Origin of the sequence: Rufibacter hautae (assembly GCF_008271695.1) — a bacterium.
GTDB classification, from domain to species: domain Bacteria; phylum Bacteroidota; class Bacteroidia; order Cytophagales; family Hymenobacteraceae; genus Nibribacter; species Nibribacter hautae.
Genome location: NZ_VKKY01000002.1, coordinates 1,233,798 through 1,255,059, shown reverse-complemented (window position 1 = coordinate 1,255,059; position 21,262 = coordinate 1,233,798). Strand labels below are relative to the sequence as shown.

At 52.7% G+C, this 21,262-nt stretch carries 20 protein-coding genes; 9 read left to right on the top strand and 11 right to left on the bottom strand.

The window, feature by feature from the left end:
• Positions 1-110 precede the first annotated feature (110 nt).
• The 4 genes from FOA19_RS14050 to FOA19_RS14035 form a co-directional block, all read right to left on the bottom strand.
• Positions 111-635 carry a DinB family protein gene (locus FOA19_RS14050; RefSeq protein ID WP_149091422.1) on the bottom strand — a complete coding sequence of 175 codons (525 nt, stop codon included), beginning with the start codon at positions 633-635 and terminating at the stop codon, positions 111-113.
• 84 nt (positions 636-719) lie between these two features.
• The gene (locus FOA19_RS23725; protein ID WP_149091421.1) at positions 720-2,213 is read right to left on the bottom strand and encodes an OmpA family protein; all 1,494 of its coding nucleotides are present in this window, start codon (positions 2,211-2,213) and stop codon (positions 720-722) included.
• Between the two features lie 277 nt (positions 2,214-2,490).
• Entirely contained in the window at positions 2,491-3,588 is a 1,098-nt protein-coding gene (gene ychF, locus FOA19_RS14040; RefSeq protein WP_149091420.1) for a redox-regulated ATPase YchF, read from the bottom strand.
• A gap of 271 nt (positions 3,589-3,859) precedes the next feature.
• Positions 3,860-7,258 (bottom strand): S41 family peptidase, encoded by a 3,399-nt coding sequence (locus tag FOA19_RS14035; protein WP_223808898.1) that lies wholly within the window; start codon positions 7,256-7,258, stop codon positions 3,860-3,862.
• A 221-nt stretch (positions 7,259-7,479) separates the two neighbouring features.
• Here FOA19_RS14035 and FOA19_RS14030 point away from each other — a divergent pair, with 221 nt between their 5' ends.
• Positions 7,480-8,466: an aldo/keto reductase gene (locus FOA19_RS14030; protein ID WP_149091419.1), complete on the top strand. Its 987-nt coding sequence runs from the start codon at positions 7,480-7,482 to the stop codon at positions 8,464-8,466.
• A gap of 72 nt (positions 8,467-8,538) precedes the next feature.
• Positions 8,539-9,285 (top strand): DNA-formamidopyrimidine glycosylase family protein, encoded by a 747-nt coding sequence (locus tag FOA19_RS14025; protein ID WP_149091418.1) that lies wholly within the window; start codon positions 8,539-8,541, stop codon positions 9,283-9,285.
• Between the two features lie 228 nt (positions 9,286-9,513).
• Here the strand turns inward: FOA19_RS14025 and FOA19_RS14020 are convergent, their stop codons facing one another.
• Positions 9,514-9,846 carry a DUF3276 family protein gene (locus FOA19_RS14020; RefSeq protein ID WP_149091948.1) on the bottom strand — a complete coding sequence of 111 codons (333 nt, stop codon included), beginning with the start codon at positions 9,844-9,846 and terminating at the stop codon, positions 9,514-9,516.
• A gap of 129 nt (positions 9,847-9,975) precedes the next feature.
• Here FOA19_RS14020 and FOA19_RS14015 point away from each other — a divergent pair, with 129 nt between their 5' ends.
• Positions 9,976-10,176: a hypothetical protein gene (locus FOA19_RS14015; protein ID WP_149091417.1), complete on the top strand. Its 201-nt coding sequence runs from the start codon at positions 9,976-9,978 to the stop codon at positions 10,174-10,176.
• Positions 10,177-10,365: 189 nt separating this feature from the next.
• A complete protein-coding gene (locus tag FOA19_RS14010) occupies positions 10,366-11,283 on the top strand; it encodes a DUF58 domain-containing protein (RefSeq protein ID WP_149091416.1) in 918 nt (305 codons plus the stop codon).
• Between the two features lie 72 nt (positions 11,284-11,355).
• On the opposite strand, the gene FOA19_RS14005 is transcribed toward FOA19_RS14010, so the two are convergent.
• Entirely contained in the window at positions 11,356-12,021 is a 666-nt protein-coding gene (locus tag FOA19_RS14005) for a DNA-3-methyladenine glycosylase family protein (protein ID WP_149091415.1), read from the bottom strand.
• Between the two features lie 109 nt (positions 12,022-12,130).
• Between FOA19_RS14005 and FOA19_RS14000 the strand changes: the two genes are divergently transcribed.
• Both FOA19_RS14000 and FOA19_RS13995 read left to right on the top strand, forming a co-directional pair.
• Positions 12,131-12,982, top strand: a complete 852-nt coding sequence (locus tag FOA19_RS14000) for a hydroxymethylglutaryl-CoA lyase (protein ID WP_149091414.1) — start codon at positions 12,131-12,133, stop codon at positions 12,980-12,982.
• A gap of 5 nt (positions 12,983-12,987) precedes the next feature.
• Entirely contained in the window at positions 12,988-13,725 is a 738-nt protein-coding gene (locus FOA19_RS13995; RefSeq protein WP_149091413.1) for a (Fe-S)-binding protein, read from the top strand.
• Between the two features lie 773 nt (positions 13,726-14,498).
• On the opposite strand, the gene FOA19_RS13990 is transcribed toward FOA19_RS13995, so the two are convergent.
• The 4 genes from FOA19_RS13990 to FOA19_RS13975 all read right to left on the bottom strand — a co-directional run bounded on the left by FOA19_RS13990 (position 14,499) and on the right by FOA19_RS13975 (position 18,420).
• A complete protein-coding gene (locus tag FOA19_RS13990; RefSeq protein WP_149091412.1) occupies positions 14,499-15,455 on the bottom strand; it encodes an alpha/beta hydrolase in 957 nt (318 codons plus the stop codon).
• Between the two features lie 32 nt (positions 15,456-15,487).
• A complete protein-coding gene (dapA, locus tag FOA19_RS13985; protein WP_149091411.1) occupies positions 15,488-16,366 on the bottom strand; it encodes a 4-hydroxy-tetrahydrodipicolinate synthase in 879 nt (292 codons plus the stop codon).
• A 258-nt stretch (positions 16,367-16,624) separates the two neighbouring features.
• Entirely contained in the window at positions 16,625-17,353 is a 729-nt protein-coding gene (locus FOA19_RS13980) for a LytR/AlgR family response regulator transcription factor (protein ID WP_149091410.1), read from the bottom strand.
• A gap of 17 nt (positions 17,354-17,370) precedes the next feature.
• The gene (locus FOA19_RS13975; RefSeq protein WP_190300406.1) at positions 17,371-18,420 is read right to left on the bottom strand and encodes a sensor histidine kinase; all 1,050 of its coding nucleotides are present in this window, start codon (positions 18,418-18,420) and stop codon (positions 17,371-17,373) included.
• A 205-nt stretch (positions 18,421-18,625) separates the two neighbouring features.
• Between FOA19_RS13975 and FOA19_RS13970 the strand changes: the two genes are divergently transcribed.
• From FOA19_RS13970 to FOA19_RS13960, 3 genes are read left to right on the top strand one after another with little or no spacing between them, the layout of a single operon-like run.
• Positions 18,626-19,588 carry an ABC transporter ATP-binding protein gene (locus tag FOA19_RS13970; RefSeq protein WP_149091408.1) on the top strand — a complete coding sequence of 321 codons (963 nt, stop codon included), beginning with the start codon at positions 18,626-18,628 and terminating at the stop codon, positions 19,586-19,588.
• Positions 19,589-19,590: 2 nt separating this feature from the next.
• Positions 19,591-20,367, top strand: a complete 777-nt coding sequence (locus FOA19_RS13965) for an ABC transporter permease (RefSeq protein WP_149091407.1) — start codon at positions 19,591-19,593, stop codon at positions 20,365-20,367.
• Between the two features lie 43 nt (positions 20,368-20,410).
• Positions 20,411-20,599, top strand: a complete 189-nt coding sequence (locus FOA19_RS13960) for a hypothetical protein (protein WP_149091406.1) — start codon at positions 20,411-20,413, stop codon at positions 20,597-20,599.
• Positions 20,600-20,616: 17 nt separating this feature from the next.
• Here FOA19_RS13960 and FOA19_RS13955 read toward each other — a convergent pair whose 3' ends face one another.
• Positions 20,617-21,240 carry an RNA-binding domain-containing protein gene (locus tag FOA19_RS13955; RefSeq protein WP_149091405.1) on the bottom strand — a complete coding sequence of 208 codons (624 nt, stop codon included), beginning with the start codon at positions 21,238-21,240 and terminating at the stop codon, positions 20,617-20,619.
• Positions 21,241-21,262 lie beyond the last annotated feature (22 nt).

Sequence of the window (21,262 nt, the reverse complement as noted above, 5' to 3'; positions counted from 1 at the left end):
CCTGCGTTTTGGCCTTGTTTTAGCAAAACGGCCCGTAAACAGAAAATGCCTGACTCAGTTCAGGCATTTTCTGTTTCTAGACTTAGGTAACGGGATGAATAGCTTTTTTTTCATTGGAGCACATCGGCCAGCAGGATTCTGGTGGTGACCAGCAGTTGGCCTACGTGGCGCTGCGTGTGCTCCGCGGCATGGAAGAGCAGCCCGCCTACCGTAGACGGTAGCTGCGCCCTACCTACGCCTCTGAACTGGGTTAGCGTCTCAGGACCTGTTTGCTTCAGTTGCTGCAAGGTGTTTTCTACCTGTTTATCGAAAATCAGCCTTAAATCTTCTGTAGTGGTGCCGTTTGGTGGAGGAGTTCCTTCTGATTTCAGGTAAGCGAGGGCCGCCTCAGATAAGGTCTCTCCGCGGGCATAGGTGCAGAGACGGTCCAGTACTCCCGCAAGGTGCTGCAGGTGAAAGCCCACCGAAGCCACCCCTGCGGGTATTTCCCAAAGCAGGTGATCGGGGAACCCGGCCAGGTATCTCTGCACTTCTTCCCGGGCCTGGAGCAGGGCATGGGCCACTGGTTGCAGCGGCGCGGGTACATCTGGAAGAGGACCGCGCAGCCAGACTTCTGGTTTCTGTTCTTTTTCCATCGTTTTCAAAAAATCAGGCCTAAAATAAAAATGCCCAGCCAAACGGCTGGGCATTTTCTAGCTTTCAATCAAGCCACTCTTCCATTACTGGATGAAGAGGCGGAACTCAGCGCGGCGGTTTCTAGCACGGCCGGCGTTGGTGGTGTTAGGGGCAACCGGACGCTCTTCGCCGAATCCTTCGGTGATGATACGGTCAGAAGCTACTCCTTTTTGGTTTGTCAAGTAAGACTTAGCGGCGTCTGCTCTGCGAACAGAAAGCTCTTGGTTGTACTCGTTAGAACCAATGTGGTCAGCGTGGCCAGAGATACGCAGGTTGTAGTGCGGATATTTAGACAACATGGTTGACATTCTGTCCAGAGTTGGGTAAGAAGTTCTCTTCAGAACGGCTCTGTTGAACTCAAACTCAATCTTAGGAACGCGGGCCATGTAGGTGCTGTCTTCCACATCTAAGCCTGGGCAACCCATGTTAGCGGCAGAACCGGCAACATCTGGGCAACGGTCAACATCATCGTTTACACCATCATTGTCACGGTCAACTACTACTGGACATCCGCTGGCGTCAACGCGAGTTCCGGCAGGAGTGTTAGGGCAAGTGTCGTTTTTGTCAGCTACACCGTCACCGTCTGCATCTGGGCAACCTCTTGTAGCAGCAGGACCAGCTTGGTCTGGGCACTCATCTTCTGAGTCACGCACACCGTCGCCGTCTTTGTCTGGGCAGCCTTCCAAAGCAGCAGTACCGGCTTCAGTAGGACATTTGTCTTGGTAATCTGGAACACCGTCACCATCGCCATCAAGCGGGCAACCGGTTTTGTCTACCTGCACGCCAGCCGGAGTGTCTGGGCATTTGTCGCGGCGGTCAGAAACACCGTCACCGTCTGTATCAGTGGCTTTGCCTAAACCGAAGGTAAGACCGAATTGGTGCTGCAGGTAACGGTCGTTCAGCTCATCTGACCCAGCAGGAGAGATACCGTCCAGCAGGTTAGTGCTTGGGTAGTTGAGGGTAGACTGGGCAAAAATGCTGATACCCTCGGTGATTTTGAAACCGATACCGGCACCACCCATGTAGTTCATGCGCAGCATGCCTTCATCGTACTTGAACTCATTGGTTCCGCCTGGTCTGGCTACCGGCAGGTAGGCTTCTACGCTGGCGTACTGGGCACCAATACCGGCAATCAGGTAAGGCTGCAGGAAAGCAGTTTCGCTCAGGATCTTGCCGTTGTTCAACTTCAGTTTAAGACCCAGGTTAGCGGTTCCAACTTCGTCGTCAAAACGGCCCGGCCCGAAACCAGTTACGTTGTAGGTTACGTTGTTGGCATCTTGCTTCAGGTTGAAATAGTTCAACTGCAAGGCCACATCGAAAGAAGGCGACAAGTACCGGTTAATGCCTAAACCACCACCCCATGAAGAATTGCTCATATCCCAGATATCATTTCTCATGTTTGTCCGGGCCTGGTTGGCGCTACCGTAGAGCGATAAGCCCCAAGGTCTGTCGGCAGACTGCGCTATTGTTTCCGATGGAGCAACCATAGACAGCAGCATCGCGCCGAGTACAGAAGCTTTAAGTAAGGTTTTTTTCATAGTTTTAGAGAGTTGTAATATAGTAATCTGCACATATTTACAGGTTTTACGGCAAAATGTTTCCTTTTATCAATAAAAAGGAATTCTAATATTTAGTAAGTCCCATATAATGAGACGATTAATTTTTGTAAAAGTTATTTTTATTCTACTTCCAATACTAAAAATTAGGCTTCTTTCGTTGAGGAGAGCCTTTCCAAGAGGGTAGGTTTATACAAATCGGTAAAATGAAAAAGGGGAGCCATCGGCTCCCCTTTTTCTATAAAGTACTAGTAATCAATTACACATTGAATCTAAAGTGCATGATATCGCCGTCTTGCACCACGTAGTCTTTTCCTTCCAGCGCCATTTTACCGGCCTCTTTGATCTTGCCTTCGGTTTTATATTCTACATAATCCTTCAGTTTGATGACCTCGGCCCGGATAAAGCCTTTCTCAAAGTCTGTGTGGATGACACCAGCCGCCTGCGGAGCCTTCCAGCCTTTGCGGATGGTCCAGGCGCGTACTTCTTTGGGCCCAGCCGTGAAGTAGGTGATCAGGTCCAGCAAGGAGTAAGAGGCTCTGATCAATTGGTTCAGACCAGACTCGGTTAAGCCGTACTCAGCCAGGAACATCTCTTTTTCCTCTGGCTCGGTGAAGTCTGCAATCTGCTCTTCAATGGCCGCGGAAATGACCACCACCTGGGCGTTCTCATCCTTCACGTGCTCCTTCAAGGCATCCAGGAATTTGTTCCCGGTCTGGATAGACTCCTCGTCTACGTTGGCAACATAGATTACCGGCTTAATGGTCAGCAATTGCAAATCTTCAATTGCTTCCAGGTCTTCTTCAGAGTAATCTAAAGAGCGGGCGTTCTTGCCACTTTCCAGATGGTCTTTGAAACGCTGCAGGCTGGCAAACTCTTTCTTGGCTTTGGCATCACCAGACTTGGCGGTGCGTTCTACCTTGGCAATCTTCTTGTCAATAGACTCCAGGTCTTTCAGCTGAAGCTCGGTGTCAATCACGTCTTTGTCAAACACAGGGTCAACGCCACCGGCCACGTGCACAATGTTAGGATCATCGAAGCAGCGGATCACGTGGATGATGGCATCTACTTCCCGGATGTTGGCCAGGAACTTGTTGCCCAAGCCTTCGCCTTTGCTGGCACCTTTTACCAGACCGGCAATGTCTACGAACTCCATCACGGTAGGCAGCACGCGCTCTGGGTGCACCAGTTCTTCCAGCACCTTTAACCGCTCATCTGGCACAGTGATCACGCCCACGTTAGGTTCAATGGTACAGAAAGGGTAGTTAGCCGATTCGGCTTTGGCATTTGACAAGGCATTGAACAGCGTAGATTTACCTACGTTTGGCAAACCCACTATTCCACAACGAAGTCCCATATTGATAAGGTTGGTCTAAAATCAAGGTTGATGTATCTGCTTCTGGTCTGTTGGCCTATCCTAAGACTATTTTTTAGAAGCGGGTGCAAATATACAGATTCCTAAGCGGTCCACCGCCTAAATAGTAAAAGGCTTCTGAGGCAGGTTTTAAGTACCATTTGTTGAGGTCTGCTTTAGACGTGTTTTTTAAAATCAGGGCTTGAAAAGGCTTATAATGAAAAGACAAAAGCGGCTGCCCGATTAGGAACAGCCGCTTTTTGGTTACCAATTCTTATTTAGTAGAGGAACCCACTTCTTTGGAGAGTGAACCGGCTTCTTTTTCCCAGCCTTCTGGTCGGCGCCACCTAACTGGGGCGGCTGGTTCAGGCTTCAGTTTTATCTCTTTGGTTCTTAGAAGTTCCAGGGCTTCGGCCACGGCGCGCTCCAACTGCGGGTCTTTCCCGGCAATCACGTCGGCGGGTTTGTTCAGGACCTCAATGTCTGGCGCAACGCCTTCGCCTTCCACAGCCCAATTCCCGTTAGCATCCACAAATCCGCCGCGGGGGGCCACCATGCGGCCGCCGTCTATAAAAGGAGGGGTGTCCCAAGTGCCCACCAAGCCGCCCCAGGTGCGGGTGCCTACAATGGGGCCGATTTGCATTTTCCGGAACAAAAACGGAAGCAAGTCGCCGCCAGAACCCGCCATTTCATTCACAATCATCACCTTTGGTCCCCAGATGCCAGACATAGGCGTGGTGAAAGGCCGGTGGTCACCTACTTTGCTGTTGAAATAGCCGTGCAGCTCGCGGCCCATGATGTCTACCATGTAGTCGGCGGCGGAGCCTCCGCCGTTGTTGCGTTCATCAATGATGGCACCTTGTTTGTCCTGCTGCCCGAAGTAGTACCGGTTAAAGGAAGTGTAGCCGCCCTGCCCGGTATTAGGCACATACACATAGGCCAGTTTGCCGCCCGAGAGTTCGTCTACTTTGCGGCGGTTTCCTTCAACCCAGGCAATCCGGCGGAGGTTGGCTTCGCTGGGAACAGGCACCACGGTCACCAGGCGAGACCCCTCCAAGGTTGGTTTGCTGTTGATGCGCAGCACGGTTTGGCGGTCTGCGGTAGCTTCAAAGAATTTGTAGAGGTTCTCGGGGGCTTTTACCGGCACGCCATTCACTTCCAGAATATAGTCGCCTTGCTTAATGTTGAGGCCCGGTGCCCGAAGCGGAGCCCGCATGTCTGGGTTCCAGGCTTCGCCATTGTAGATCTTGCCGATGCGGTAGAACCCTTTGTCTACTTCATAGTCGGCACCTAACAAGCCCACGGGTACGCGTTTCACCTCGGGGAAGTCGCCGCCTGAGGTGTAGGAGTGACCTACGGAAACTTCGCCGCCCAAAATATCTATTAAGTAATGCAGCTCTGAGCGGTGGCGTACGTGCTCCAGCCAGGGGCTATACCATTCATAGATTTTATTCCAGGGTGCTCCGTGCACGTTGTTCACGTACAGGAAATCGCGCTGGTAGCGCCAGCCTTCCCGAAAGATCTGTTTCCATTCCGCGGCAGGGTCTACTTTCACTTTGAGGTCGGTGAGTTTCAACTTGCCCTCGCCAGCTTTGGGAACGGCCGCCGTAGACACAATGCTCCAGAAACTGCCGCTGCGGTACAGCAGATTCTTCCTATCAAAGGAAATGGAAGCGTCTGTGATCTTCGTCAGGAACTCAGTGGACTTCACCTCTTTGAGGCTGTACTTATGCAGGTTTTCTCCTTCCTGGTTGGGCACGGTTTCCAGGTAGAAGACCTGGCCTTCAGGCCCTGCGAGGAGGGCAGTGTAATTGCGCTCCGGTACCTGGATGGGGATAATGCGCTGACTCAGACCCTCCATGTCAATCTTCACCTGCACCGTAGGTTTCACCACCTTTGCTTCGCCTTTCTGCCCGCTTCTGGTTCTAGGTTCTGCTTTTCTGTTTTGGGGTGGCGTATCCTGCAAGCCGGTGGTAGGTTTCTGAGGTGGGGTTTCCTCTGCCTGGGCTACCTCTTCATCGCTGCGGGGCAGCAGCGGCGAAGGCGTGTCTTTAGAGAGCACGATCATGTACAAGCTGCGGGTAACCGGACGGTCATAGCTGCTCATGTCCAGCCAGCCGGTGTTCAGGCCGTAGTTGGTGCTGGCCAGGAAATACAGGTACTTGCCGCTCTCGTCCCACACCGGAGAAAGGGCATCGGCCATCTTATCGGTGAGTTGGTAGTTCTGGTTTGTTTCTACGTTGTGCACCTTCACCACCTTGAACTGATTTTGCAGCAGGCGGGTGTAGGCCAGCCACTTGCTGTCGGGCGACCAAACCGGGTTCAAGGTTCTGTCTGGGTGGGCGTAGCCTTCGGTATCTGCTTTCTTCACTTTGCCCGAGGCCACTTCCACGTACCACAGGTTGTAATCGGTATCGGTGAAGGCTACATACTGGTTGTTAGGCGACCACTCCGGCTTGAAGAAGAACGTGGGATTCGGAATGGCGATGCTGCGGGGCTTGGAAAGCCCTTCCTGGTCCCCGATCATGAGCTGGTATTCGCCGGTGGCATCAGAGAACCAGGCAATCTTGGTACCGTCTGGGGACCAGGTAGGATAGCGGTCCGCAGCCCCCGGAGAGTGGGAGATGTTCCGCCAATCGCCTTCTTCTTTGGGAACAGTGAACACCTCGCCCCTTGATTCAAACAAAGCGCGCTTTCCGCCGGGGCTTAAAGAGGCATTGATTAACTTCGTAGGCAAAATATCTGCCCACCTGGGACGGGCCCAGTCAAAGTCGCCGCGGACTTCAATGGTGAGCTGCTTGGTCTCGTTGGTCTTGGGGTTGAGCAGATGCAGGTAACCCGCCTGTTCGTAGACCAGCATGCCCGCGGCGGCATCCAGGTTCTTGGTGTCAAACTGCTTATGAAAGGTATGCTGTTTTACTTCTTTGGTCTGCGGGTTATAAGACCAGATGTTGTTCGCATAATCCCGTTCAGACAAGAAGTAGACGATGCCGTCAAGCCACACTGGGCTGGTGTGCCGCTCTTTATTGGCCTGGGGCGTTTGCTGCAACGCATAGTTTTTCAGGTCTACAATCCAGATGGGTTGGGCTTGGCCACCGCGGTAATTTCGCCATTCCGGGTCCCAGAACTCTATGGGTTGGAAAGCCGCAAACCGCCCGTCTTCTGACAACTCTCCGTTGTAAGCCTGCGGTATTTTCAACGCCTCGGGCATGCCCTGATTTATGGACACGGTGAAGAACTTTGAATCAGCTGTTGGGTACCCATCTCGCTCCGAGACAAACAGCACCGAATTGCCGTCTGGGGTCCAGCCGGTGACCTCATCACTGCCCGGGTGCCAGGTCAGGCGCTTGGGTTGGCCACCTTCTACCGGAACCAAATACACATCAGAATTGCCGTCATACTGGCCGGTAAAGGCCAGCCACTTCCCATCCGGTGAAAAATGCGGGTTCGTTTCAGCGCCTTCATCTGAGGTAAGCCTTCGGGCGAAGCCCAGATTGATGTTGTTGCCCTGGCGTTCGGCTACCCAAATGTCATTGGCATAGACAAAGGCGATATGGTTCGCGCTAAGGGTGGGCTGGCGCAGGAGCCGCGTGCCTTGTGCCTGGCCTGTAGCCGGTAAAGCACACAACGCGCTGCCCAACACCGTCATTTGTAAGAGTCTCTTTATCACCATAGAAAGGGGTTTAGTAGATTTCTTGAATATAGAAATACTTTGCCAAGACTTAGGTAACTCATAGCCTAAATAAAACCCTTAAATGAAATAAGGACCTATGAGGGAAAGCAGGCCCAATCACCCCTGGCGTTTAGCGCCTGTTTTGTCAAAAACAGCCACAAATAAGAAGGACTCGTAAAGAAAAGATTACTCTGCGTTTGTTCAATCAAGTGAATACACCTATGGAAAAAAGAAAATTAGGTACCCAGGGGTTAACCGTGTCGGCGTTAGGGTTGGGCTGCATGGGCATGTCTGACTTCTACAGCAACCGTGATGACCAGGAATCCATTGCCACCCTTCACCACGCGCTGGACCTGGGCATTGACTTCCTGGACACCGCCGATATGTATGGGGTAGGAGCCAACGAGGAACTGGTGGGTAAAGCCATCAGAGATAGGCGCGACCAAGTGGTATTGGCCACCAAGTTCGGGAACGTGCGTGATGCGCAAGGCAATTTCATGGGCATCAACGGGACCCCGGACTATGTGCGGAAAGCCTGCGAGGCCAGTTTGAGAAGGTTAGGCGTAGACCACATTGATCTGTATTACCAGCACCGGGTAGATAAACAGACACCCATTGAAGAAACCGTGGGCGCCATGGCCGAGCTGGTGAAAGAAGGCAAGGTGCGGTACTTAGGTTTGTCCGAAGCCTCAGCCGCTACGCTCGCCAAAGCCAACAGTGTGCACCCCATCAGTGCCCTACAAACTGAATATTCGCTCTGGAGCCGCGACGTGGAAGATGAGATTCTGCCCGCCTGCCGGGAACTGGGAATCGGGTTTGTGCCGTACAGTCCGTTAGGACGTGGTTTCCTGACAGGTCAATTCAAAACTCTGGAAGACATTCCGGAAGATGACTACCGCAGGCATTCACCCCGATTCCAGGGAGAGAACTTCCAGAAGAACCTGGATCTGGTGCAGAAGATAGAGGAGATGGCCATTAAAAAAGGCTGTACGGCTAGTCAATTGGCTTTGGCGTGGCTTTTAGCACAGGGCGAGGACATTGTTCCCATTCCCGGTACTAAGAGAAGAAAGTACCTGGAAGAGAACGTGGGTGCGTTGCAGGTTTCGTTATCCCTGGAGGAGCTGGAAGAAATTGAGTTCATCGCACCCAAAGGCGTAGCCGCCGGACAGCGCTATGCCGCCCCGCAGATGGGCAACTTAAACGTGTAAGATCATTCCACCAGAATCCCTGCTGTTCTGCCGAGGTGGGCAGTGCAGCAGGGATTTTTTTTAAAGTAGCCTATGCCCGAAGGTCCTCAAATGGTTTTCGTGAAAGAACAAACCGAGCAGTTCATCGGTCAGGTTGTACTGGAGGTAAAAGGTAAAACCAGGAACATCCCGTTTGATCTTGTGAAAGGGCAGGAACTTACCCAGATCAAGACCTTTGGCAAGGAAATCCTGTTTTGCTTTCAGGAGAACGTGGTGCGCGTTCACCTGATGTTTTTCGGAAAGTACGCCATAAACGGAGAGGTCAACAGGCCGCTGGAGCTAGGGCTTTCCTTTGAAGACGGTGACCTCAACTTCTACGCTTGTGATTGCCGGTACTTGCAAGAGCCATTAGAAAGAATGTATGACTGGAGTACGGACGTGCTGAGTGAATCTTTTGACCAGGAGAAAGCCTTACAGAAATTAATGCGCCAGCCTACCCAACTTATCTGTGACGCGCTATTGGACCAGAACATCCTGGCGGGGGTGGGGAACGGTATCAAGAACGAAGTGCTGTTCAGGGCCCGGCTGCACCCCGAGAGTCAGGTAGACCATATCCCAGAAGCCATCCTCAGAAGCATCATCCAGGAATGCGTGACGCAAAGCTTCCGGTACCTGGACAGCAAACGAGAAGGCACCGTAAAAGAACACTGGCTGGTGTACCAACAGAAAGAATGTCCCCGAGACCACCTTCCCTTACGCAAAGAAAAAATAGGGAAGGGGCAGAGGTCCGGGTACTTCTGTGAGAAGTGCCAGGTCTTGTTTCATCCCGTAACAGGCTAAGTGGCCTTTAGGAAACCAAGAAACAAAGGACCAAAGAAGTCTTTTTCGGACATACCAAACCAACCTCCTTCTGTTATATACCTAGCTGCTTTTAGTTTGGAGGAGGAACCTTCGGCTAGGTAACAGGACGGAGATTTTAAGGCTGTTTTGGTAAAAACGGCTTAAGAACGCAGGAAAGCATAAAAAAAGCTCACGCGAGGCATGAGCTTGAGGAGAATCAAGGGGAAACTATTCCCACTTTAGTTCTTCATCCACCGCAGCTTCAGATTGAGCATGGTCTAAACGCTCAAGTTCCGCCAGTGCCTCTTCAGACAATAACTCACCTTTTACATGGTTAACGGTATCCTGCAACGCTTCCATGAACTTGGCAAAGTCTTCTTTGTACAAGAAAATCTTGTGCTTCTCGTAAGAGTAGTTGTCGTCCTTGAATTTTCTTTTGCTCTCAGTGATTGTGAGATAGTAATCATTGGAGCGGGTTGATTTCACATCAAAGAAATAGGTGCGCTTTCCTGCCCTTACTCTCTGCGAGTAGATTTCTGCTTTGTCGTTGTTCTCTTCCACCATAACTTGAAGGTTCCTTATTTATTTGAAGTAGCCAATTTAAAGCAACAGATTCACATCTAAAAATTTTTAAGATTAATTTTAATAGGTAAATTCGAATGTACTAATGTTTGTAATGAACAAAACTACATGAGAATAAAGCAATTCTGGCTATCTCTCAGCATGCTGCCTTGGACAAGCTTCGCCGAGACCAAGCTGAAAGTAGGGGAGGCCACCTTCTTTGCTGCCTCTCATCCCGAGCACAACACCTACAGCGGAGAACCTTCCACCTGCAGAACTCACTGCCGCTCACGGCACCTTGCCTCTAATTTCCTGCGTACAGGGGTATAATCTGGAGAACGGCTGCCGCGTTGTGGGAGGGATCAAGGACCGCATGAGCCGCAAATCTGGTGACGTGATGAATGTTTCCCGCAAAGCCGCCAACATCAGGGCATCATAGGGGAATATATGGGAAGGTGAAGCTCAATACAATAAACAAGAAAACCACCTTGGCCCAAGCCAAAAAGTAAACAAAGACGCATGAGTAGAATAGACGTTGATTTAAACAGTGTCCGGAACATCCAGAACCTGGAGTTTCTGGCCAAGCGGTTGGTGGAAGGGTTTATCACGGGCCTGCATAAATCGCCGTACCACGGCTTCTCGGTGGAGTTCTCTGAGCACCGGCTCTACAATTCCGGCGAGAGTACCCGGCACATGGACTGGAAAGTCTTCGCCCGTACCGAAAAGCTCTTCGTGAAACGCTACGAGGAGGAGACCAACCTGCGCTGCCAGCTTCTTTTAGACGTGTCTGGGTCCATGTATTACCCCATTAATAATTACGGGAAGCTTTCTTACGCGGTGCTGAGCGCCGCCGCATTGGCCACCCTGCTGCAGAGGCAGCGCGATGCCGTAGGACTCACCACCTTCGCCGACGGTATTGAGTTCCAGACGCCCATCAAATCTACCGGTGCGCATTTGCATACGCTCTTGCTGGCCCTGCAACAGCAATTGCAGAAACCCGCTCCGCCGCAGAAGGAAACCCGGGTGGCTTCCATGCTGCACCACGTGGCCCAACAGTTGCCCAAGCGCTCGCTGGTGATCTTATTCAGTGATCTACTTAGCCAATACGAGCAGTTAGATGAGATATTCCTAGCCCTGCAACACCTGCGGCACCAACAGCACGAGGTGCTTCTGTTCCACATCACCCACGCAGAGACGGAGGAAGAATTCCATTTCCCCGATAAGCCTTTCATGTTCCATGGCTTGGAGAACGGCGAGAAAATAAAAGTGCAGCCTGCCGAAATCAGGGACGCCTATGTGAAGGCCATGCAGCAATTCAAGAACGAACTGAAACTGCGCTGCGGCCAGTACCGCATTGACCTGGTTTCCGTGGACCTCAAGGAGCCCATCGACAAAGTCCTGCAAGCCTACCTTGTCAAACGCCAGAAAGTGCGGTAAACCTGATTTATGGCCGATTTCTTAAAAACAGCCCCTAAATAACTCAGGACTCAGAACGCAAGACTCAGGACTTTATTCTTTAATCTCAGAACTCACCTCCGGCACATTGTTCAAGGACTGCCACAGGTAACGGCAGGCCAGTGTCCGATGGGGGCGCCACGGCTCTGAAAGTTTCATCATATTGGCCCGGGCTTTTTTGTGGGCGTCCTCTAGGCTGTACAGGCGTTTCATGGCGTTGTAAATACCCAGGTCATCCACTGGCATGACATCGGGGCGGTGCAACGCGAACATCAGAATCATCTCTGCCGTCCAGCGGCCGATTCCTTTTATCTCTATTAACTGCGTGATGAGTTCCTCATCTGGGAGGTGCGCCAGTTGGTCGTCTTCCAGTTTGCCGGCGGCTTTGTGTTCCGCGATGTTCTGCAGGTAGCCTATTTTCTGGCGCGACAGCCCCACCGCCCGCATCTGCTCCACCGAGAGGGAAAGGACCAAACCCGGATCTGGATAGTTTTCCGGAAACAAGGCCAGAAACCGCGCCTTGATGGTGGCCGCCGCCTTCACCGATAGTTGCTGCGAGATGACCGAACTGAACAGCGCCTCGTAAATGGGCCGCGAAGCATCAGATATTTTAATCTCTGATGCCTGCAATACCAGTTGGTACAGGATAGGATCTTGCCGGAAAAGGGAGGCGTGCGCGTTGGCCATGGTGCTGGAGGTAGGTTTTAGGCGGACGGTCATCGGCACCGCCTCTGCAAAATAAGCGTTGTGCCGGGTAATCCGTATGCTAGGGCAAATATTCTAGCCGAAAGCTGGCGCCAAAGCGCGCCACAATGACTAAACTTGTCCTATGAAAATAATTGAGTGTCCCCGCGATGCCATGCAAGGCTTGTCCCAATTTGTGCCTACCCAGGAAAAAGTGAAGTACCTGCAAACCCTGCTGGAGGTTGGGTTCGATTCCCTTGATTTCGGGTCTTTTGTCTCACCTAAGGCGATTCCGCAGATGGCGGATACCGCCGAGGTGCTGGCCCAACTTGTTACTTCCGTATCGCAAACCAAACTTCTGGCCATTGTAGCTAACCTTCGCGGGGCCCAACAGGCAGTGGAGCAGCCCCAAATCCGGTACATCGGGTTTCCCTTGTCTTTGTCCGAGGAGTTCCAGCGGCGCAACACCAACAAGAGCATCGCTGAGGCGTTGGACGAAGTGGCCCAGATGCAGGAGCTGTGCTTAAAACATGGCAAAGAACTGGTGTTGTACCTGTCCATGGGTTTCGGGAATCCTTATGGGGAACCCTGGGAGCCTGCCTTAGCGGGGGAGATGACCCAAAAACTGGCGGCCCTGGACATCAGGATCATCTCGCTGTCAGATACGATTGGGGTCTCTGATCCGGGCACAATCCAGGATTTGTTTTCTACGCTGATTCCGGCTTTCCCGCAGATTGAGTTCGGGGCGCACCTGCATACCAAACCCAATACCTGGCGCGAGAAGGTGGAGGCTGCCTACGTAAGCGGCTGCCGGCGCATGGACGGCGCTTTGCTGGGATATGGCGGCTGCCCCATGGCCAAAGACGATCTGGTAGGCAACATGCCCACCGAGAAAATGCTCTCTTATTTACAGGAGAAAGGCGTACCTTTGAACCTGAACCAAGCGGCGCTTGGCCGGTCCCTGGCCCAGGCATCCCATGTATTCCACTTGCATTAAACCAGATGGCACAGCCGGTAGTTGATATATTTATTCCCTGTTTCATAGACCAGCTGTTTCCGCAGACGGCCTGGAACATGGTGAAACTGTTAGAGTCTTTGGGTTGCACCGTGCGCTACAACACTAACCAGACCTGCTGCGGACAGCCCGCTTACAACGCCGGTTACCAAAAAGAGTGCCGCCAGGTGGCAGACAAGTTCCTGGAAGACTTCTCCTCAGAGGACAGCGACTACATTGTGGCGCCCTCGGCCTCCTGCGTGGGCATGATCCGGAACGCCTACTCCAACATCTTCATGACCTCTTCCAACTTCGTGCGGTACCGCGCCATGGAGCGCAAAGTCTTGGAGTTAACCGAGTTCCTCACCGATGTGCTGCAAGTGCAGGAAATCCCCGGTGCCCGCCTGGATGCCAAAGTCACCTACCATGATTCCTGCAGCGCCCTGCGCGAGTGCAGCATCAAAGAAGGTCCGCGCCGACTTTTGGGCATGGTGCAAGGCCTGGAACTGACCGAAATGCGAGACACCGAGACCTGCTGTGGCTTCGGGGGCACTTTCGCCACGAAGTTTGAATCCATCTCCGTGGCCATGGGAGAACAGAAGGTAGAGAACGCCCTCAGCACCGGCGCCGAGTACATTGTCTCTACCGATACCAGCTGCCTCATGCACCTGGACGCCTACAGCCGCAAACAAGGCAAGCCCATCAAAGTCCTCCACATCGCTGATGTGTTGACCAGCGGCTGGTAGATAGTCCTCCTAATCTGGTTACCTACTATTTATAGGTGTTCCCTGATTTTTGTCATCCTGAAAGGATCGTGAGGGCGAATTAAGTGTGCTTTAGCTAAACGTTGCCCCAAACACAAGTCTGCCCGATTAGGGGCTGTTTTCAATTAAACAGCCCCTAATCGGGCAGACTTGTTAAAACGGTGGCGCTGAATTCAGAAGACCTGGAGAAAAGCAATAAACGTTAGCCCACAAGATCTTTTCAGGAGGACCTGTAGCTAGATTTCTTTTTGCTTGTCTGCAGGCTAATATCTTTTACAAAGCCCTCCAACTCCTCCCTTAGTTGGTCTATGTTCCATTTTCTCGTCAAGTGGAAGATTATAAAGGGTAAACCCCAAGTGCATATAAGCCCAGTCACCATAAACCAGTTGGTTTGTAGGAGAAGACCGATGGCTGATAGTAGGGTGAGAAAGATATTAAAGAAGTAAAACCCATAGATGTTCCCGTTAAAGTAGGGAATGATCTCGCAATCCATTCGAGTGCTCAACTTATCTTGGTTGCTGATTAGGGAAATCACAATCCTCCCTTTTTGAGGAATACTGATCTCCAATAGGTTGTCTCCGGTAATGGTGACCTGGCTGTAGACGAGCGGAAAGGCGGTGAGCGCGTCTAGTAAGCTTTTGTTTCGGTGCTTTTGGTGTAAGATATACTCTCGAATCAGTTTCCTCGGTTGGTGAAACTCGAAGGTGAATTGCCTGTGGTAAGTTCTGAATAGTCTTCTCACTGCCTGATTTCCTCTACTTAACAGCCTTCACAAACGTCACCAGTGCGGGCGTGAGGCCAGCGGCCAGCGGCAAAGAAGGATTGGAGTAGGTGCTGAGGTTGGCGTTGCGGTCAGAGGTGGTTTCCTTGAGCACATGGTTCATGTTGTCAAGGAGAACGAGTTGGCCTTTGCCTGCTGCACCCATAAGATAATGGGCGTCCTGCACACTCACCTGCAGATCTGCCGTTCCTTGTACCACCAACACTGGAATCTTTAATTTGGCCAGCTCTACCTGCGGATCAAACTTGAACCATGAGATAAGATACGGCTGCACGCTGGGCCGAAACAGCGAGGCCAGCATGGGGGTAACTTCCGGCACGGCTTTGCCCTGCGCCAGTTGGTCCAGGATAGGGAAAGCGGCTTCCTTCACCATGGGTGGCTGACCCTGCAATTGATGCCGGAGGACCTTATCGGCGGATTGGCCGGCGCCGGAAACAGAGATGAAGGCATCGGCTTGCGCTTGGCGGGCAGCGACCATGCCAATAAGAGAACCCTCGCTGTGGCCCAGCACCACTACTTTGCTGAACCGCGGGTCGCCTTTCAGCTTCTGGATCCAAGCGACGGCATCCTGCACGTAATGATCGAACCGGAGATCGAACTCTGACAGGGCCGCTTCTTTACTGGCTGCAATTCCGCGTTTGTCAAATCGTACCGAGGCGATTCCCTGCGCGTAAAAGGCCTCGGCCACCATTTTCAGGCTGTTGTTTTTCATGGCGGGATTGTTGCCATCGCGGTCGGTGGGACCGGAGCCTGAAATAAGCAGCACCACCGGCATCTTTCCGGCCGTGGCGGGCAGGAGCAAGGTGCCTTTGATGGTGCCTTTCTGGGTTTCCAGGTCAATTGGCGCCCCAACGGCTGGCGCTTCCGTTTGACCATAGGATTTGGTCACTAGCCAAAATAGCATAAGCGCCAGCAGCAGAGGGTTTTTCATCTGTTTCCTGAAAAATGGGCTTAAAACTAAGCTTACCGTAATAGAGGAGCCGCCGCAACCTGCACGCGTTCCACCAGGCTGGCAGAGGCAGGAGCCAGGGGTAGGCGAACGAAGGGCTCGCAGATACCGGCTTCCTTCAAGGCCAGTTTAATGCCCACAGGGTTCGCCTCTTCGTACATAAGCGGGTTGATTTTCCCGAAGGAACGTTGTAGCGCCCCGGCCTCGGTGAAGTTGCCTTCCAGGGCCAGGCGCGTCATACGGCTGAACCGTTCTGGAAACGCATTGCCCAACACGGAGATAATGCCATCCCCGCCCACGGAGATCAACGGAACGGTGTGCATATCATCGCCGGAGATCACCAGGAACCCCTCTGGTCTTTCCTCCAGAATGGTCATATACTGTTCCATGTTGGCGCTGGCGTCTTTGGTCCCGATGATATTGGGATGCTTGGCCAGGCGCAGGGTAGTAGCCGCGGAGATGTTGATGCCGGTTCTGCCGGGCACGTTGTACAAAATCACCGGCACGGGAGAGGCATCGGCAATGGCGGTGTAATGCAGGAACACCCCTTCCTGCGAGGGTTTGTTATAATAAGGGCAAACCGACAAAATGGCGTCTACGCCGGTGAAATCTATTTTTTTGAGTTGCTCCAGCACATAGTGCGTGTCATTGCTGCCCAGGCCATATACCAGTGGTTTGCGGCCGGCAATGCGTTCCTTAGCAAAAGCCAGTAGCTGGGTTTTTTCTTCGGGTGAGGTGGTCACCGATTCGCCGGTGGTGCCGTTCACCACTAGGTAATCCACGCCATTCTCAATGTTGAAATCAATCAGGCGCCCGAAGGCTTCAATGTCTACGGAAAGATCGGCTTGGAAGGGAGTTACCAAGGCCACACCTGTTCCTCTTAATGCTTGCATGTCTGTTGTTTTGAAGGATTTTTAAAAGCGCCCAAAGATACAGGATTGCATCGGTAATCCGTACGAGTGACAAACGTTTGTTCAGGACTTATGGAAGAGCCGTTTAGCTCCTGTTTTCAGAAAAGAGGCCCTAAATCGAAATCTTGAAAACAGCGCTGATGCTACAGAAATCCAGCCAGAATGGTCACCTTTTACCCTTGGTTAGAAAAGTCTTTTTAGGACTGATTTTGGGAAAACACACCTAAAACAAACGGTCTGTTAAAGGTTCTTGCTTTCCACCCAGCGCATGAAAACCTCTTTGTAGCTGTCGCCAATAGGGATTTCCTGGTCCTTGATCTTGAGCCGGCCTTTCTCAATGCTCTCAATGTGCGCCAGCGACACGATATAGGACCGGTGCACGCGCGCGAAGTCCTGCTCGGGTATTTTCTCCATGATCTTGTTCATGGATAACAGCGTGATAATCTTGCGACTTACCGTGTGGATGATCACGTAGTCCTTCAAACCTTCAATGAAAAGAATGTCTTTCAGGTTTACCCGCAAGGTCTTGTAATCTGCCTTCACAAAGATGAAATCCTCGGTGTCTGTCTGGGGCAGAACTGGCAAAGAAGGTGAGGGAGTGGCGGCTTGCAGTTGGGCCCGCTCGTAGACTTTGTTCACCGCCTTGAAGAACCGGTCAAAGGGGATGGGCTTGAGCAAGTAATCCACCGCATCCAGGGTGAAACCGTCCAGGGCATACTGCGGATAGGCCGTAGTGAAGATGACCGCTGGCCGGTGCGAGAGCGACTGCACAAACTGCACGCCGGTGATCTCAGGCATCTCAATGTCCAGGAACAGCAAGTCTACCGGTTGCCGCTGCAAAACCGCCATGGCCTCCAGGGCACTGGAACAGGTCTGCACCAACTGTAGAAAAGGAATCTTCCCGATGTAGGAGCGCATGATGTCCAGCGCGAGCGGTTCATCGTCAATGGCGAGGCAGGTCAGTTGCATCTGGTGAAGGTAGCGGTTTAGGAAAGTCTGGTCAAGGAAAGCTCCGCGATATAATCCTGGTCCTCCTGCCAGGTAGAAATGGTGTGGGCTCCGGGGTACAGCAGTTCTAGTCGGCGCTTTAGGTTCTGCAATCCTATGCCGCCGTAGTTGTCCTGGGTACCGGCTAGGGCTTTGATTCGGTTTCTGGTGGTAAAGGTCAGCGCTCCGTTTTGGGCTGACAGGTGCACCTGCATGGGTGCCGAGGAAAGGCCATGCTTGAACATGTTCTCCACCAGCGGCATCAGGAGCATGGGCGGCAGTAAAAGCCCTGAGATGTCTCCCTGAACCTCCAGCGTGAGCAACTCTGGTTGGGTGAGCCGGAGGCGGTGCAGGTCAAGGAGGTGTTCAACGTGCTCCAACTCGCGGGCCAGCGGTACCACGGGCGTGTTGGTTTCATAGAGCTGGTACCGGAGTAGGAGAGAGAGCTTGAGAATGGCATCTGGCGTTGAGGGTGCGTTCTGGTAAGCGAGTGAGTAGATGTTATTTAGCGTGTTAAATAGGAAGTGGGGGTTTACCTGCGCCTTGAGCAGATCCAGCTCGGTGGTGGTATGCTGCAGTTCCAGTTCCTTGCGCCGCCGCTCCGTGCGCAGATAGTCTCCGGTTACTTTAAGAGCCGAGCTTAAAAAGACGTTCATCAGGCCCATGACGCCCAGTTGCATCATTTGAGTTTTGAAGTCCAGCATGCTGGGGTGCTTGGCAATCTGCTCGGCCATTTTGGGGGTTACGCTCGCCTCCTGCGTGATCTGGAACACCTCAATGGGGCTGCGCACCGCCGCGAAAAGGGCGATGGTAGAAACCACCGCTAGAGCATACCCTAGCACGTTGCCTTTGGCCAAAATCCTGAGCAATACAAACCAATTGAAGTAAAAGAGCGCCAGGTGAAACGCAAAGGTCTGCACCACGTCCATAGCCACCCAGGACAAAGGCAAATCCAATCGGTCTACCCTGAAATGCACCCAGAGGGCGAATGCCAACAGGGCAAACCAAAGTAACAGGTGCAATAGAACCGGAAGCCGTTTTTTCATCATTTTCTTAGAAACGAGCCCAAAACTAACCATTCAGCGGAGCTTATCCTGCACATTTCCCAAGAACTAGACCAAGCCTGGTTTTGTATCGACGAAAGGGTTGAGGGGGAGAATCCCGGGGTTGGTCCCGGTGGACGGGCCGTTGGTATAGTTTAGTTGCAGCAGGCGAAGGGAAGGTGTTCATTTGGACTATCCAACCCGCAAGACCATGAAAGAACCGCTCATATCCACCCACCAGCTTCACTGCCGCTACGGCGCTCTGGAGATACTCAAAGACCTGGACCTTGACATTCCGGAGGGTAGCATCTACGGTTTCCTGGGACCCAACGGCGCCGGCAAGACAACTACCATTCGGTTGCTTTTAGGACTGTTAAAACCAACTGCCGGAACCATCCGGTTATTTGGGATGGAGTTGGAGCGCAATCGGGTGCAGGTATTACAGCGGGTAGGGGCCTTGATAGAAACGCCCAGCCTGTACAGGCATCTCTCGGGAAGAGACAACCTGGAGGTCATGCGCAGAATGCTTGGTTTGAAGAAAAGCCGCATAGACGAGGTGCTGGAGATTGTTCGCCTGCGGCAAGACGCCCACCGACCGGTAAAACAGTACTCGCTAGGAATGTGCCAGCGGCTGGGCATTGCACTGGCCTTGCTTCCTGACCCCGAGTTGTTGATTCTGGACGAGCCCACAAACGGCTTGGACCCCAGCGGCATCAGGGAGATGCGGGAACTGCTCAAAGACCTAAACCAGGAGCACGGTAAAACCATTTTTTTGTCCAGCCACTTGCTCAGCGAGATGGAGAAAACGGTGACGCACGTGGGCATTCTCCACCAGGGGCAACTCAGGTTCCAGGGAAGGATACAGGAACTGCAGAAAGCCACGCAGCAAGCCAGAACCGTTGAGGTGGAAGTGGGTAACGTGCTGCTGGCGAAAGAGATATTGCTTTACTTAGGCCACGCCGTAGAAACCCTGGACAACCAAAGACTGCGGGTAGCGGTGCAGGAAAAAGAAGAGGCTGCGGCCTTGAACCAGTTTCTGGTAGAAGGCGGCGTGGCGGTATATAACCTGGCGTTTTCCGCCCAAAGCCTGGAGGAAGTGTTCCTTTCCATGACAGAGCTTCCCGCCTTTGATTCTTCCGCCAGCCTCCATCTTCAACCATTCCTGCAAGCCTAACCATGAACACCGCACTCACTTTTGCAAGCCGAGGCTTGTCGGCGGAAGCCTTGAAAATCAAACACACCTGGGCGCTGTGGCTGGCTTTGCTGGCGCCGCTCTCAATAGTAGGCATGACGTTCCTGGTGTTTTTCTTCAAGGGACACCTGTTCCTGAAGTCTAATTCTGATCCTTGGTTAGTTTGGGCAACGAACAATTTCCTGGCCACGGCGCAGCTGCTCGTTCCGTTGTTTCTGGCCTTGCTCACGGCCCTGGTGAACGGCACTGAGCACCAATCTGGGGGGTGGAAGCAGTTGTACGCGCTGCCCGTGCCCCGGTGGACGGTGTTTCTGAACAAGTACCTGCTGTTGCTGGCGCTGGTAATCCTGGCTTATGGTACTTTCTGGCTGGGCATGCTGGGAGGCGGTTACCTGCTGGGCTGGCTTCGGCCGGAGTTGGGTTTCCAGAACTTCCACCACGTGCAGAGCATCAGCCTGGGGGCTTTCCGGATTCTGGTGGGCTCCCTTTGCATCTTCACACTGCAGTTCTGCCTTAGTTTCCGGTTCAAGAGTATCGCTTTGAGCATTGGCTTAGGCATTCTGTTCACGCTCGCTTTCCTGATTGGGTCGCGTTGGGAGCACATCGGGTACTATCCGTACAGCTGGCCCACGTTCTCGGCGGCGGCTTTCCAAGCGAAAGGATCCGCGTGGTTCGTGCCGCAGATGTGGTACAGCCTGGCCGCCAGCGGGTTGGTTTTCCTGGTGGGACTGTGGGATTCCTGTCGCCGCGAGGTCCGGTAGTTTATGCCTTGTTTTCCTTAAATCAGCTTAAAAACAGACAGCTATGAAGGTTTTATTTACGCTTGGGATAGGAGTGGTGGTAGGTTGGGCCTCCGCGTGGTTTGACCCAGACGGCCAGTTGGCGCTGGAGCTGCACCAGGAAAAAGTAAACGAGTCCATGTACCTGGCAGACCTCACGCAAAAAGTAGAGGAGGTGGAGACCAGTGGCTTCTTCTCCTTCGTGTGGCCTTGAGGCAATATATTGAAAGTCTAGCTTAAGGTGTAGAACGGCTCTTTTTCCTTGTCGTGCATCCTTATCTGGCCCTGCAGCACCATGTACACCAATAGGCGGCGGGCTCGCTGTTTGGAAAGGTTGGCCATGTGCATGAAATCCTTGATGGTGAGTTTGCGGTACTTTTTGAGTAACTCCAGGATGCGCTGCTGCTGGTGGTCCACCACGTCTTCAATGCTCTCGGTGGCGGGTTCCAGCGTGAGCGATTTCTCTACCATTTTGCTGGTTTGCACGCTCTCGTCCTTGACCCTGATGTAGCTGCGCCAGTCGTCTTCCTTCACCTTGGCCAAATGCGGTTTGGTGTCGCTCTCCGGGATGATGACTTTCAGGATGGTGCCCTCGTCCATATCCACTTCTTCGTAGATCACCTGTACCGGCGGTTCACAGAAAGAATGGATGGCCTTGTCCAGCGTGTATTTTTCCTCCTCGGGATCGGCGCCGCAGATGGTGCCGTCGTCCTGCACGCCTACCAGAATCTGGCCGCCGCGGGTATTGGCGAAGGAAACCAAGGTACGCGCGATACGGGCCGGGTGGGTGATGGTTTTCTTGAACTCCAATTTCTCGCCTTCGCCCTGAAGAATCAACAGATACATTTCCTGCATGTAACCGACGTGTTGGTTTAGC

Coding starts and splice junctions, on each gene's coding strand:
- FOA19_RS14050 (WP_149091422.1), bottom strand. CDS start 635: ATGGAAAAAGAACAGAAACCAGAAGTCTGGCTGCGCGGTCCTCTTCCA.
- FOA19_RS23725 (WP_149091421.1), bottom strand. CDS start 2,213: ATGAAAAAAACCTTACTTAAAGCTTCTGTACTCGGCGCGATGCTGCTG.
- ychF (WP_149091420.1), bottom strand. CDS start 3,588: ATGGGACTTCGTTGTGGAATAGTGGGTTTGCCAAACGTAGGTAAATCT.
- FOA19_RS14035 (WP_223808898.1), bottom strand. CDS start 7,258: ATGGTGATAAAGAGACTCTTACAAATGACGGTGTTGGGCAGCGCGTTG.
- FOA19_RS14030 (WP_149091419.1), top strand. CDS start 7,480: ATGGAAAAAAGAAAATTAGGTACCCAGGGGTTAACCGTGTCGGCGTTA.
- FOA19_RS14025 (WP_149091418.1), top strand. CDS start 8,539: ATGCCCGAAGGTCCTCAAATGGTTTTCGTGAAAGAACAAACCGAGCAG.
- FOA19_RS14015 (WP_149091417.1), top strand. CDS start 9,976: ATGAGAATAAAGCAATTCTGGCTATCTCTCAGCATGCTGCCTTGGACA.
- FOA19_RS14010 (WP_149091416.1), top strand. CDS start 10,366: ATGAGTAGAATAGACGTTGATTTAAACAGTGTCCGGAACATCCAGAAC.
- FOA19_RS14005 (WP_149091415.1), bottom strand. CDS start 12,021: ATGACCGTCCGCCTAAAACCTACCTCCAGCACCATGGCCAACGCGCAC.
- FOA19_RS14000 (WP_149091414.1), top strand. CDS start 12,131: ATGAAAATAATTGAGTGTCCCCGCGATGCCATGCAAGGCTTGTCCCAA.
- FOA19_RS13995 (WP_149091413.1), top strand. CDS start 12,988: ATGGCACAGCCGGTAGTTGATATATTTATTCCCTGTTTCATAGACCAG.
- FOA19_RS13990 (WP_149091412.1), bottom strand. CDS start 15,455: ATGAAAAACCCTCTGCTGCTGGCGCTTATGCTATTTTGGCTAGTGACC.
- dapA (WP_149091411.1), bottom strand. CDS start 16,366: ATGCAAGCATTAAGAGGAACAGGTGTGGCCTTGGTAACTCCCTTCCAA.
- FOA19_RS13980 (WP_149091410.1), bottom strand. CDS start 17,353: ATGCAACTGACCTGCCTCGCCATTGACGATGAACCGCTCGCGCTGGAC.
- FOA19_RS13975 (WP_190300406.1), bottom strand. CDS start 18,420: ATGATGAAAAAACGGCTTCCGGTTCTATTGCACCTGTTACTTTGGTTT.
- FOA19_RS13970 (WP_149091408.1), top strand. CDS start 18,626: ATGAAAGAACCGCTCATATCCACCCACCAGCTTCACTGCCGCTACGGC.
- FOA19_RS13965 (WP_149091407.1), top strand. CDS start 19,591: ATGAACACCGCACTCACTTTTGCAAGCCGAGGCTTGTCGGCGGAAGCC.
- FOA19_RS13960 (WP_149091406.1), top strand. CDS start 20,411: ATGAAGGTTTTATTTACGCTTGGGATAGGAGTGGTGGTAGGTTGGGCC.
- FOA19_RS13955 (WP_149091405.1), bottom strand. CDS start 21,240: ATGCAGGAAATGTATCTGTTGATTCTTCAGGGCGAAGGCGAGAAATTG.